The following is a 13,202-nucleotide window of genomic DNA, read 5'->3' as shown; positions in this document are numbered from 1 at the left end:
GAGCACTGCTCTCGTCAAGTTGCGAGAAAGGGACGCGACATGACGACGCGTTACGAGGAACCGAACCGGGCGGCACGGGCCGCCAACACGGTGATTCGCTGGCTCGCCGAGATGGGTGTCAGCATCGCCGGGACCCATGCGCTGCGGGTTCGCGGGCGCAAGAGCGGTAAACCGCGGGCGGTCGTCGTCAACCTGCTGACCGTCGACGGCGTCGACTACCTGGTCTCGCCCCGCGGCAACACCCAGTGGGCCCGCAACGTCCGGGCCGCGGGCGTCGTCGAGGCGGGTCCCCGGTGGCGCAGGCGGCGCGCCCGGGTCAGCGAGGTGGCCGATGCGGCCAAGCCCGACCTGCTGCGACGTTATCTGGACCGCTGGTATTGGCAGGTCAAGGATTACGTCGCCGGCCTGACCCCGGACAGCACCGAAGAGCAATTCCGCGCCGTCGCGCCCACCATCCCGGTGTTCGCCCTGGCCGAGGTCGACGCGACCCGCTGACCGGCCTACCGGGCGCCCCGCGCCACCCCGAGATCCTCACGGACCTCTTCGGACGTGGCCCGCCACGACACCGCGGCCGGAAAGTCGCCCCAGACGCTGTTGAAGATCCCCACGAGCAGCCCGGGACCGGCGCTGGACGGCAGGTACACCGGGCCGCCGGAGTCACCGTTGTGGCTCTGCACGCCGTGCGACATGGTGAACCAGCCGTTGTTCACGCTTTCCACCGTCCCGCAGGTTTCGCCGGTGCTCACGCCGAAATGGCAGATCGCCTGCCCGGGTGCCAGCGCGGCCGCCGGGTTCGAGATCAGTTGACGCCCGCCCGGCAGGACGTTGTTGGCCATGACGCCGTTGTCCAGCACGATCGCCTCATAGTCGGTGATCAACTGGTCGGTGGCCACCGTCGTCCCGCTGGGAGTGTTGTCCCGGAAGGCCGCCAGGCGGCCGATGACCGCTCCACCCCGGTCGGTGACGACCCCCTCGCCGCCCCGGCAGTGCCCCGCGGTGAACGCGATCTTGAGGCCGGGGTCGACATAGCCCAGCGTGCAGACGCGGTTGCCCTGATGAATCTCCATGCCCGGATAGACCACGACCGGGTCGGCCTCGGCCGGCGCAAGCGGCAGCCAGTGCGCGAGCGCCACGACGGTGACCGACGCGATGAATGCGCGCATTGCCAGGCGACGCACCATGAACTCCGATCCGTCGGGGCCAAATCTCGACCGATTTGAGATTACGGCGTGACTTTGCGTTACGCAGAAGTCTTCGCGCCGTCCGCCATCCGCGTTACGGCGAGGTCGCCACCGGCATGGCCGGTTCGACCTGCGCCGCGCCGCGCGGCGCCCATCCGGGCGGCCCGAAGACGTAGCCCAACCGATCGCGCAGGCGAGTCGCCGAACGCCAGTCGCGGGCGATCGCGACGTATTCCCGGGTCTGCAGCTTCCAGATGTTGAACGTGTCGACCCGCTTGGTGAGGCCGTAGTGCGGCCGGAACAGTTCGGCTTGGAAGCTGCCGAACAGTCGGTCCCAGATGATCAGGATGCCTCCGTAGTTCTTGTCGAGGTAGATCTGGTCCATCCCGTGGTGCACCCGATGGTGCGACGGGGTGTTGAAGACGAACTCGAACGGCCGGGGCAGCTTGTCGATCCGCTCGGTGTGCACCCAGAACTGGTAGATGAGGCTGATCGAGAAGCTGAAGAACACCATCCACGGCGGTATCCCCAGCAGCGGCAGCGGGACCCACATCAGGATTTCGCCGCTGTTGTTCCACTTCTGCCGCAGGGCCGTGGCGAAGTTGAAGTATTCGCTGGAGTGGTGCGCCTGGTGGGTGGCCCAGATCAACCGCACTCGGTGCGCGATCCGGTGATAGGCGTAGTACAGCAGGTCGACGCCGACGAGCGCGATCACCCACGTGTACCACCGGCCGACCGAGAGATGCCACGGTGCCACGTATGCGTAGAGCGCGGCGTAGCCCAGCAAGGCCAGCGTCTTCCACGCGGCCGTCGTGCCCACCGAAACGAGCCCCATCGAGATGCTGGCCAGCGAGTCGCGGGTCAGGTACGAGCCGGAAGCCGGCCGGCCGTCCTCGACGATGCTTTCCAGCTTGCGGGCCGCCGCCCATTCCAGGGTCAACAGCAGCAAAAAGAAGGGAATGGCGAGCAGCACCGGGTCCCGCATCTGCGGGGGCAGCGCGGCCACGACATCGGAAAGCGCACTCACAGGCATAAGACTACGACGACTGACCGGAACGCCGGGTCGCCTTGGTCCGGCATGCGGCCCACACTGTGGGGACGGGATCGACCGACGTGAGGTGTCGAGCATTGAGCGCGGTGGTGGTGATCGGCTCGGGGTTCGCCGGATTGTGGGCGGCGCTGGGCGCCGCCCGCCGGCTCGACGAGCTCGCCGTCCCGGCGGGCGCCGTCGACATCACCGTGGTGTCCACGCAGCCCTTTCACGACATCCGGGTGCGCAACTACGAGGCCGACCTGGCCCCCTGCCGCATCCCGCTCGCCGACGTGCTCGACCCGGCCGGGGTGGCACACGTCGCCGCCGAGGTGACCGCCATCGACACCACCGCCCGCACCATCGCCACGTCGGACGGTGCGACATACGACTACGACCGGCTGGTGCTGGCGTCGGGCAGCCGCGTGGTCAAACCCGCCCTCCCGGGCCTGCGGGAGTTCGCCTTCGACGTCGACACCTATGCCGGCGCGCTCGCGCTGGGTGACCACCTCCGCGACCTGGCCGGCGGTCCGCCGACGGAAGCGGCCGGCACCGTCGTGGTCGTCGGGGCGGGGCTGACCGGGATCGAAGTCGCCTGCGAACTGCCGGACAGGTTGCGGCGGCTGTTCGCCGGGAGGGGGGTCGCTCCCCGGGTGGTGTTGCTGGATCGCAGCCGCATCGGCTCCGACATGGGCGCCTCGGCGCGTCCGGTGATCGAGGAGGCCTTGTCGGCCAACGGCGTGCAGGCCCTGGCCGGGGTGGGCGTCGCCGCGATCGACGAGGGCGGGGTGTCACTCACCTCGGGCGAGCACCTGAGCGCGGCCACCGTGGTGTGGTGTGCCGGCATGCGGGCCAGCCCGCTGACCGAGCAACTGCCGGTGCAGCGCGACGGCCTGGGGCGGGTGCGCGTCGACGACTATCTCCGCGTCATCGGGGTGCCCGCGGTCTTCGCCGCGGGTGACGTCGCCGCCGCTCGCATGGACGACGACCACCTCTCGGTGATGTCGTGCCAACACGGCCGGCCTATGGGCCGCTATGCCGGATACAACGTCATCAGCGACCTGTTCGGGGAACCCCTTCTGCGCCTCCGGATCCCTTGGTATGTCACGGTTCTCGATCTCGGACCGGCCGGCGCGGTCTATACCGAAGGGTGGGATCGGGTTGTCGTATCGAGCGGCGCGGCGGCCAAGGACACGAAGCGGACGATCAACACCCGGCGGATCTATCCCCCGCTGACCGGCGACCGCGCCGACCTGCTGGCCGCGGCGGCGCCGCAACTACAGTCCCGCCCTTAGCGCTCCGACTGCGCTTGGTCGCCGGCGTACCACTGCACCGCGCGGACCCCCGGCTGCAGCGAGAGCTCCGCGACCAACCGCTCCAGCCGGGACGGGGCGTCCCCGTCCATGAGGAGGTGAGCGGTCAAGGTGACCTCGTCGTCGCCGGCGTGCGCGGTGTGGATTCCGCGCAGCGTGATGTCGTTGCCGCTCGCGTGCTGCACGATCTGGGCGCGCGCGTACTTCTCGTGCTTCGGGCGGGCCACCACCTGCACCAGGTAGGGCCGCAGGCTTTCGTCTTCGTCGCCGGTGTTGTCGCGGTCGATCAGGCGGCCCAGCGGGCGCCCGAACAGGTGGATCGCGATGACGGTCCCCGTGCCGATCAACGCGAACACCAGGTGCCCGGACGCGGCCAGGACGCCGATCGCCGCGGAGCACCACAGGGTCGCGGCGGTGTTGAGGCCCCGGACGTTGACTCCCTCGCGCAGGATCACGCCACCGCCCAAGAACCCGATGCCGGACACCACATACGACGCGACCCGGGTGGGGCTGGTGTCCGCGGTGGCCGCGGCGTACAGAACGAACAACGTCGCGCCGCCCGCCACCAGGGCGTTGGTGCGCAAGCCGGCCCGGCGCGCCCGCCATTGCCGCTCCAGGCCGATCAGGGCGCCGCAGCCCACCCCGACGGCGAGCCGAAGCGCGAAGTCGGCGACGCTCAGCGTCTCCATCGGCACTCCTTCCCCCTCGTTCAACCCGGGCGCGCAGCTGTAGCCGCAGCTAATCAGGCCCAGGTGAACAGCGGGTGGACCCTAACCGAACCGGATGCGATGCGGCAACGCGCGCGAAACCTGTGGGGCGCCTTACGGTTGCGTCGCGGTCAAGACGGGGCCCTCGGGCGCGTCTCGCGCTATCGGGCGCTCAGTTTCTGCGGGCAGTAGTACTTCGCGGCGATCGCCAGGAACGACGTCGCGTGATCGTCGGTGAGCCCGGGGTTTTGGGCCTTCAACTCGTTGACCATCTGGGGGCCGTACTCGCCGCTGTTCATCGATTCGCACACGGCCCTGGCGAACTGGACCGCCGCGTCGGGCGTCTTATAGGTGATGCCGGCGCTGCGGAGCGAGGCGAGAAAGCCCGACTCGTCGACGGCGCCGGAATCCGGGTCACCGTACGCGGGCACGGCGAGCCCGATCGCAGCCCAGACGCCGATCAGCGTCACCAGCAGCCTCATAGCCGAGGATTGTCTCACGACGGCACGTCGAGCGCAGCGCTGAATCACGGCTGAATCGCCTTACCGTTCAGCTCAACTCGGCCGGCGCGGGTCAGGCCTTGCTGAGTTGGTGCGGGCAGTAGTACTTCGCGGAAATCATCGCGAAGTTGGACGCCATCTCCATGTCCATTCCCGGGTTGTGCATCTTCACGTCGTGCACGAGCTCCAGGCCCGACTCGCCGTTGTTCAGGCACGAGCACACCGCGCGGCCCGCCCCGACGGCCGCGTCCGGGCTGGCGAAGCTGAACCCGGCTTGATGCAGCGCGGAGAGGAACGCGCCGTCGTCACCGTCCGGCACGGGCGGCGGATCGGCGTATGCCGGTGCGGCCAGGACGATTACGAGGGGAGCGCCCAGGAGCGCGAGTAGCCGTTTCATTGCCTACCTTCTCATGGCGGCGGCATTATGTCGAGACACGTTGCGCGCCGACCTGATTCGTTACAACCGGTCGCGGGATGCCGAATGCCCTGCCCCTTAACCCAACTGGGCATCGGCGGGCAGGACCTTGGACTTGTCCCCCTTTTTCAAGTGCACCGCGTGGATGCCGGGCTTCTTCGCCAGCTGCTCGAGCAGGGCGTCGAGCCCCTCCTGGTCGACGTTGTGGTGCTGCACGGTTTCGGGTTTTTCCGATATCTGCGCGACCAGACGCTTCAGTTGTTCCGGCGATTGCTTGTCTTTGAGGTCCTTGATCGGCTTCATTCGGTTGCGCACGCCGGCGCCCACCACGGTCGGTCCGCCGGCACCCAGGGCGCTGCCCAGCATCCCCGCCATCCCGATCGAACTGAACAGGCTGCCCTCGCCCAGCGCGGCCGCTGGCACGGCCTCGGGTCCGGCGGCCGACAAGGCGGCCGCAACCGTCCTGATGGCCGGAGTGGCCGAGGCCCAGCTGGGCGGAACGGTCAACTGCCCCACCAACGTGCCACGCGCAAAGCCCGCCGCCGGGCTGATCGCGTCGTAGAGCGTGCCCCGGCCGAAGCCCAACGCGCCGAGGCCGGCCCCCAGCGCGTCCTTCGGCAGCGCCCCGTAGGCGACGGGTGGGGCGAACTTGAGCCACTGCGACAGCGGGAAGTTGATCAGCAACCCGACGTCGTTGAACTGCGTGGTCAGCCCCAACGGCACCTTCACCGCGTTGTACATGGCGGTGATCAGCGGGGTGCCGCCCGGAGTCGTGCCGAAGCCCTTCAAGAAGGTGGTGATGGCGGTGTTGTATTCGGTGGCGAGCTGCGAGAGCCAGCCCAGTATCGGATTGCCCGGGCCCGCCGTGAGCGAGGTGGCCGCCGCGTTGATGGTGGATCCCACGCTGCCGGCCGACGTGCCGGCGGCCTGGCTCACCGCCGCCGCTTGCATCGGCGTGGCCGCGCCGGAGGTGGTCTGCGGCGGGTCGGTGAACGCTGCGAACCGCGTGGCCGCCTCCGATGAACTGGCATAGGTGTCCATCGCCACCGCGTCTTGGGCCCACATCTCGCCGTACTCGGTCTCGGTGGCTGCGATCGCCGCCGTGTTCTGCCCGAACAGATTGGTCGCCATCAGCTGCGCCAGTAGCGCACGGTTTTGCGCGATCACCGGGGGCGGCACGTGGGCGGCGAACGCCGCCTCGTATGCGGCCGCCGCTGAAGCGGCTTGGGACGCGGCTTCCTGGGCCTGGGCGGCGGTTTGCTGCATCCAGGCCACGTACGGGGTCGCCGCCGAAGCCATGGCGATCGACGCCGGACCGGCCCAAGGGCCGGTGGCCAGGCTCGAGATCACCGACGAATACGCGGTCGCGGCGGACTGCAATTCGGTGGCCAGGTTCTCCCAGGCGGTGGCCGCGGCAACGAGCGAACCCACTCCCGGGCCGCTGTACATCCGGCCTGAGTTGAACTCGGGCGGAAAGGCTCCGTAAAACATCGCTATCCCCTCACTCGGGCCGGTGCCGGACTGCTGTGCGTGCTGGTCATCGCCGCTACTCCTCGATGTAAGGGATCACGATGATGGTGGCCGCGGCGGGGTCGGCCTCGGCGATCGCGCCGCCCAATGAGCCGGCCGCCGCGGCGGTGCCACCGACAGAGTGGGTGGCGCTGGCGGCGATCGCGCGTCCCGCCAGGCTGGACAGGGCCATCTGACTGAAGACACCCTCTTCGCCCGCCAGAGCGGCGGGGGCGGCCGCCAGGTTGGTCGGTAGCACCTGGGCGATCGTTCGGATCGCCGGAGCCGCCTGCGTCCAACCCTGTGGCACCGACAGGGCGCCAACCAGGCGCGCCTCCCCCATGGACCCCGACACGGGCCCCACGGCCGAGCTGAGCATCGGCTTCACCGCGCTCGAGCCACTGGTCAGCGGCGCGAGGGCGCCTGAAATCGCCTTCGGCCCGGACAGATAGGCAGCGGCGCTCTGGCCGTTCTGACCCCACGCGTACGCCTGACCGAACGAGAGGAACGGACCACCCGGGACGCTGCTCCATGACTGGGGGGAATACGGGCCGGTCAACACCGACCAGATGTTGTTCCAGTAGTCCAGGTTCTGCCCGATCCCGGTGCTGAGGCCGGTCCCCGTTGTTCCGGCATTCGGCGCCGCATTGCCGGCGTTCACCGCGGCCTGCGTCGTCGTGCTCAGTTGAGACAGCTGCGTCGCGGTGTTGCCGCCGGACTGCGCGCTGGACTGGGTGACGGCGGCCGCCTGCATCGGCCCGGCCGACTCGTTGGTCGTCTGGGGCGGTTCGGCGAAGGGTGCCAGTTGCGACGCGGCCGCCGACGACGCCGCATAGCCGTACATCGCCGCGGCGTCCTGTGCCCACATCTCCATGTACTGCGCTTCGGTGGCGGCGATCGCCGGCGTGTTCTGGCCGAGGATGTTGGTCGCGATCAGGGTCGCCAGCAGGGCGCGATTGGCCGCGATCACCGGTGGCGGCACGGTGGCCGCGAACGCCGCCTCGTAGGCGCCGGCGGCCAGCTTGGCCTGGGCGCCGGCCTCTTCCGCCTGGGCGCCGGTCGCATGGATCCATGCGACGTATGGCGCCGCTGCGGCGGCCATCGCGATCGACGACGGGCCCGTCCACGGGCCCGTCGCCAGCGCCTCGACCGCCGAGTTGTACGACGCGCCGGCGGCCTGCAACTCCGCGGCCAATTCGTCCCACGCCGCCGCAGCGGCCAGCAGCGGACCTGAGCCCGCACCGACATACATCCGCCCCGAGTTGATCTCCGGCGGAAGCGCTCCGAAATCCAGCATCGACTACCTCCGGTCCCCCAAGTGGCCGCCATGGTAGGCGCGGGTTTGCTGCCTCGGCCGCATCCGCGCCGGGGTTCTAAGGAAACACATGAAATCGGCTACAGAAGCCATGGGCTTATTTCGCGTATTGCAGACAACAGACCATTTTCTCCTTTAGCTGATGCCCCCGACAAGATTGGTGTCCGGCTCACGCCACACGCCGCTCAATCAACATACGATCAGCGTGAGCAAAATTTATTCGGTGCGGGTTCCCGGCGCGTAACGGAATGTAAAAGGTGAATGTCACAGGGCGGGTGACCCCTGTGAGATCCTTGCGCGGACAGCTACTTACCGCGGATCGATATGGCCAGGTGATCTGCGTTACAGACAGGATCGAGCAACGGTCTACTGAATTAGTAGACCGCGATTTATTGCATGCGTCAATTCACGAAATAGCACTCCGGCTCATTCCGCTGAACGATCTCAATTTGCGCGACGACGTGTAAGCTATAAGCCTCCCGAGCAATATCGAAGGACAGCAATAATTCCTGTTTGCGGCGTTGCCGCAAATGGCGGTGGCGGAGCATTCGCGCCACCGCTCGCGTCAGCCCGAAAGAATTACCTCGGTCTCAGACGCAATTAGGCCCAGCTGGAACCGACGGCGTTGTCGGTGCTGGCCATGTTGCTGCCGGCGCTCTGCACCTTCTGCCCGTGGGCGTTGGCCTGCTCATAGATCACCTGGAAGTCGCGGCCCAACTGGACGATGAACTGCTGACAGGCCACCGGGCCGGCACTGCCCCCAGAAGTCACCCGCAGCAAGCACATCCCGAACGATGGCCTGATGCTCGGCCTCCAAGGAGACCGCCCGGGCGCCAATCGTTGCGCCGTGCGCGTCTACATCGCCGAACTGGTAATTAGTTGCCATCCCGTACCCCTACCGTTCACCAACACGAAGGGTAAACGGAGTATGCTGCCGCGCCGCTGATTAGCTGCTGACAGTTTCCTGGGAGGCCGTTACTTCCGGTGACGGTCGTTTGTTGACGGCCCGGTCACCCGAATTCGAACGACCGCAAGACCGCCGGTGAGGGCTTTTCGCATGCGTGATGCGGCCGCTTTGCCGAATGCGGGATTCCCGGCATACCGGGCCAAACGCGGAAGCCGGATTACGTCGGCTTGTTCTCCGCGACCGCCGCGCTCAGGCCCTCGGCGAGATCCTCCTGGGTGAGCTCCTTGAATCGCAGCAGTTGACGCTCGCTGAACTCGGTCACGTCGCTGGCCAACACCGCGTCGAGGTCCTCATCGTCTAGGCGGAAACTGCGGTGATCGCGGGCCTTCTCCACCACGTTGCGCACAAAGCCGGCATTTCCGAGGGTGTCGATCCCGCGAATCAGGTCGCCGTCTTCGGAGTAGCTCTCGTCGAGATAAAACCTGGTGTAGGAAGGCAATAGCGAGTGGGCTGCTTCCTCGGTGATGACGTCCTCGTTCTCCTGGCCCATCAATCGGGTCAGCGCGACTAGCTCATCCGGGGTATAGCTGAAAAACTCGATCACGGTCGAAAACCGCCGGCGCAGACCCTGATTCACGTCGAGCATCTTTTCCATCGCCTTCGCGTAACCCGCACCGAAGACGACGAGTTCGTCGCGATGGTTCTCCATGTAGAGCAGCAACGTGTTGATGATCGCGTTGCCGTAGGGGTCGCCCTGCTGGTAGCCCTTCTCATGCAACGTGTGCATCTCGTCGAAGAAGACCGCCCCACCGAGGGCTTCCTCGAGCATCTCCTCGGTGTTCTTCTCCGCGTCGGCCATGTAGCGACCCAGCAGCTTGGTCCGGCTGGTCTCCACCACGACCGGCTTGCGCAGCACGGTCAAGCCGCACAGCTGCTTGGCGAAGGCGCGCGCCACCGAGGTCTTACCGGTTCCGGGCGGGCCCAACAACAGGGTGTGGCGCGACGTCACCGGCACGGGCAGGCCCATTTTGGCGCGCGCCAGGTTCACCTTCGTCGTCGACTTGATGAGCTTGATCTCCCGCTTGGCGCGCTCCATGCCCAGCATCGCGTTGAGCTCCGCGTCGCCCTCGGCCAGGTACTTCGCGGCCTCCTCCGCGTGGCGAGCGGCCTCCGTCTCGGCGCGGGTCGGCGCGCTGTCGGGGTCCCACGGATTCGTCCGCGCCTCAATGGTTTCCGGGTTCGTCAGGACCAGTCGATAGTTCGGGTTGTCCAGCGCTTCACGGGCCGGGCTGAACTTCGGATCCCGTGAATACACCCGGCGCAGCAGTTCGACGGCCTCGTCCTCGCGGCCCAAATGGCGCAGGCACATGCCCTGGGTGTACAGGGCGATGTTGGCCGCGCCGGGCACCCGGTCACCCTCCACGGCGTCCTGGCCGCGGCGCAGTGCCTCCTCGAAGACCCCTAGCGACGCCAGCGCCGTCGTCGCCATCGCGGCGCCGGCGGCCTTCAGCTCCGGCTGACGCCAGACCTTGCCCTCGGGGAACTGGTTGAGCACGTCCGGCCACCGCCCAGTGCGGAAATACAGCACGCCCCGCACGTAGTCGACCAGCTCCTGCTCGAAGGCCTGCCGCGGTTCGACCCCGTCGAGCAGTTCCGATGCCTCCTCGTAGCGTTTGGCCTCGGCCAGAACGGCCGCGTAGGCACACGCCAACGACTCGGCGCTGGTGACGGCCAGCTGCAGGAACAGCCCGTCGGAAACCTGGGGCCGGAACTCCAGGTCGGTGACCCCGAGCCGTCGGGTCTCCCACCCGAACGTCCGGATCGACGCCCATGCGCCGGCGAGCACCTCGATGCTGCGCTCCCCCGCCAGCAAGCGCGCCAGCCAGGCGTCGCACATGCCCGGGTCCAGGTTGCTGGCCGTGGTGAACATCTGCGAGGCAACCTGCGGGTTGTGGCTGGGTTGCAACCCGTTGACCGAGATTCCCGATGCCAACAGGCCGGCGACCATCGCATTGCGGGCGCCCTCAGCGGTCGATTGGGGCCGCGTCATTGCGCCACAGGCACGCCCGCCGGGCTCTCTCGCAACTGACCGACCGACAGCGTGAGCTCGTCATCGTCCCGCACGGCGCGGCTCGGCACGACAAGCGAGGCGTGCGTGGCGGGGGCGGGCAAGCTCGCACGCACCGCGGCCAACTGGCGTCCGGTGAGGCGGTTGAGGCCTGCGGCGACGTCGCGGGGCAGCCGCTTCTCGGTGTGGTAGCGCACCCAGGCCGACACCTGCGGCCGGCCCGCGGGGGCGGTCAGCCGGACCGTCAGCACCGTGGCGACGGTGTCCGCCTGCCACAACTCGTCGAGGGTGTCGGTGGTGAGATCGGCGGGCGTCACCCAGAAGCTCGTGGTGAAACCGTTGAAGTGCTTGAGGTGGCGCCAGCCGGGCCGGCTCCAGGTGGGCTCCAAATCCGCCAGCACCGCGCGGTCCACCTCGGTGATCTCCTCGGCGGTCAACGGCTTTGCGGCGCAAGTGACCCCGTCGAGGTCCTGGGCCAGCCGCTCGGTGGCGGCCACCAAAGTGGAAGCCAGCGAATCCCGGACCGCGACCGCGGCGATGTTGCGCTGCGGGTTCATCCGCAACACCAGCCAGGTGCGGCGCACGTAGGAGGTGGGCTGTCCGTTGGCCACCTCCCACTCCTCGGGGCCCCAGTCGTCGAGCTTGGACAACTCGGCGGCGTTGCCGCCGCGGCGCACCTTGACCGACACGATGTCGATGTTATCGAGGTGAATGTCGAACTGCCGCAAGCCATCAGCCACTGCCTGCACCAGCAGGGTCGGCGGCGAGTTCCGGTGCCGATGGCGCGACGACGGGTCGTCGTCGCCGCCGTTCACCGCGATGACCGAGACCAGCTGGCCCTCGTACTCGCGCACACCGACCTTGTCGCGCCCGAACCTGCGCTGGTAGTCGAGCACCGGCGTGCAGCCGGCGCCCAGCGCGGTCCCCGGATCGGCGGACCAATCCCACAGCCAGGTCGCCAACGCCGAGGTCACCGTGACGCCGTGGTAGGTGACCAATGAGAGCAACGCGACCAGCACCGCCAAGCCGACACCCACCCAGAACGCGATGCGGTAGGTGCCCTGCCAGGACTCCGGGCAGTGGCTGGCCACCACCAAGATGGCGACGTCGACCAGGAACACCGCGGTGACCCGTGGCCAGGACAACGACAACCCGAGTTTGCGCTGAGCTTTCATGACTGTTACTGCTCCGCCCTTATTGCTGCTTCCGCGATCGCTTCATCAGCATCGCCGTACCAAACACGCCCCCACCGATCAGTAACGCCGCGAGCAAGCCTCCGCCGGCCACCCACACCGGCACCATATCCCGGTTCGGGGCGGGCTTCGGAATGTTGAGCGGCGCCGAAAGCTGCTGCGGTGGCTTCAACGGTCCTTCGGGTACGTCCCACGTCAGCGCCGCCACCGGGTCGACGATGCCGTGACCGATCTGATTGTCCACGCCACGCGCAGGCGCGCGGGCGGTGCGGGTCAACCGGTTGATGACCTGGTATGCCGACAGTTGCGGGAACTTGGCCCGGACGAGCGCGGCGATGCCGGACACGATCGCGGCCGAGAAGCTGGTGCCGGACGGAACGAGCAACGTGTTGTCTGGTCCGTCAATCGCGTTGATGACGCCGTCGTCGCGCGGGGACAGCCCGACCACGTCGGTGCCCGGCGCGGCGATGCCCACCCACGGGCCGGCCACACTCGTCGATCCCTGGCCCTGGCCGCCGGTCTGCGGGCGGCCATCCTCGTCGACCGCCCCGACCGTCAGGACGTAGTCGCTGAACCAGGACGGTGTCACGACGGTGGTGACGGAGTTCCAGTTGCGAGGATCGTTGGGCTGCAACGGATCATGCGGCGGATTCTGCTTGCAGTCCTTCTTGTTGGTGTCACCCGCCGCGGCCACGATGACGGCGTTCTTGTCGACCGCCGCGTAGCGCACCGCCGCGCCGAGCGCGCGCTGATCGACGATGTTGCGCGCGCTCATGCAGGTCACGTCCGAGATGTTGATGACCTGCGCGCCCATGTTGGCGGCGTGCACGATCGCCCGGGCCATCGTCTGGACCCCGTCGATCTTCGCCCGCGTCTGCGGGTCCTCGTCACCGGTGTAGGCGTCCTTGAGGCCGAAGGCCTGGCTGGACTGGCGGATCGCGATGATGTCCACGTCGGGCGCGACGCCGCTGAACGCGTCGGGGCCGGCCGACGGCGCCGGCGGTGGCACGGGGACGATCCCGGGCTACTCGGGCGGGAGCCACGTGGTAGGCGTCGACTACCCC

The 13,202-nt window shown here is 68.1% G+C and carries 11 protein-coding genes and 2 pseudogenes; 2 read left to right on the top strand and 11 right to left on the bottom strand.

Annotated elements, in window-relative coordinates; genetic code table 11:
* Positions 1-39: 39 nt before the first annotated feature.
* Positions 40-495, top strand: a complete 456-nt coding sequence (locus A5681_RS09050) for a nitroreductase/quinone reductase family protein (protein ID WP_067272506.1) — start codon at positions 40-42, stop codon at positions 493-495.
* A gap of 5 nt (positions 496-500) precedes the next feature.
* On the opposite strand, the gene A5681_RS09045 is transcribed toward A5681_RS09050, so the two are convergent.
* Entirely contained in the window at positions 501-1,181 is a 681-nt protein-coding gene (locus A5681_RS09045; RefSeq protein ID WP_067272504.1) for a hypothetical protein, read from the bottom strand.
* Positions 1,182-1,275: 94 nt separating this feature from the next.
* Complete coding sequence (locus tag A5681_RS09040; protein WP_419866302.1) at positions 1,276-2,214, bottom strand: sterol desaturase family protein; 939 nt, start codon at positions 2,212-2,214, stop codon at positions 1,276-1,278.
* Positions 2,215-2,309: 95 nt separating this feature from the next.
* Between A5681_RS09040 and A5681_RS09035 the strand changes: the two genes are divergently transcribed.
* Positions 2,310-3,506 carry an NAD(P)/FAD-dependent oxidoreductase gene (locus tag A5681_RS09035; RefSeq protein WP_067272499.1) on the top strand — a complete coding sequence of 399 codons (1,197 nt, stop codon included), beginning with the start codon at positions 2,310-2,312 and terminating at the stop codon, positions 3,504-3,506.
* Here A5681_RS09035 and A5681_RS09030 read toward each other — a convergent pair.
* The 9 genes and pseudogenes from A5681_RS09030 to A5681_RS08990 form a co-directional block, all read right to left on the bottom strand.
* The gene (locus A5681_RS09030; RefSeq protein WP_067272496.1) at positions 3,503-4,213 is read right to left on the bottom strand and encodes an MgtC/SapB family protein; all 711 of its coding nucleotides are present in this window, start codon (positions 4,211-4,213) and stop codon (positions 3,503-3,505) included. The two genes, A5681_RS09035 and A5681_RS09030, sit on opposite strands and share 4 nt — an antisense overlap.
* Before the next feature lie 179 nt (positions 4,214-4,392).
* On the bottom strand, positions 4,393-4,713 hold the full coding sequence (locus A5681_RS09025) for a DUF732 domain-containing protein (protein WP_067272493.1): 321 nt from the start codon (positions 4,711-4,713) through the stop codon (positions 4,393-4,395).
* A 91-nt stretch (positions 4,714-4,804) separates the two neighbouring features.
* Entirely contained in the window at positions 4,805-5,128 is a 324-nt protein-coding gene (locus A5681_RS09020) for a DUF732 domain-containing protein (RefSeq protein WP_067272490.1), read from the bottom strand.
* 96 nt (positions 5,129-5,224) lie between these two features.
* On the bottom strand, positions 5,225-6,637 hold the full coding sequence (locus A5681_RS09015) for a PPE family protein (protein ID WP_067272487.1): 1,413 nt from the start codon (positions 6,635-6,637) through the stop codon (positions 5,225-5,227).
* Positions 6,638-6,692: 55 nt separating this feature from the next.
* Positions 6,693-7,952, bottom strand: a complete 1,260-nt coding sequence (locus tag A5681_RS09010) for a PPE family protein (protein ID WP_067272484.1) — start codon at positions 7,950-7,952, stop codon at positions 6,693-6,695.
* Between the two features lie 618 nt (positions 7,953-8,570).
* A pseudogene (locus A5681_RS09005) lies at positions 8,571-8,856 on the bottom strand (WXG100 family type VII secretion target).
* A 238-nt stretch (positions 8,857-9,094) separates the two neighbouring features.
* Positions 9,095-10,927 carry a type VII secretion AAA-ATPase EccA gene (gene eccA, locus A5681_RS09000; protein WP_067272481.1) on the bottom strand — a complete coding sequence of 611 codons (1,833 nt, stop codon included), beginning with the start codon at positions 10,925-10,927 and terminating at the stop codon, positions 9,095-9,097.
* The gene (eccE, locus tag A5681_RS08995; protein ID WP_067272477.1) at positions 10,924-12,120 is read right to left on the bottom strand and encodes a type VII secretion protein EccE; all 1,197 of its coding nucleotides are present in this window, start codon (positions 12,118-12,120) and stop codon (positions 10,924-10,926) included. The genes eccA and eccE overlap by 4 nt, the downstream gene beginning before the upstream one ends.
* A gap of 19 nt (positions 12,121-12,139) precedes the next feature.
* A pseudogene (locus A5681_RS08990) lies at positions 12,140-13,129 on the bottom strand (S8 family serine peptidase); the annotation flags it as partial.
* Positions 13,130-13,202: the final 73 nt, after the last annotated feature.

It is taken from the genome of Mycobacterium scrofulaceum (assembly GCF_001667885.1).
GTDB lineage: Bacteria > Actinomycetota > Actinomycetes > Mycobacteriales > Mycobacteriaceae > Mycobacterium > Mycobacterium scrofulaceum_C.
This window is presented reverse-complemented; position numbering and strand designations above follow the sequence as displayed.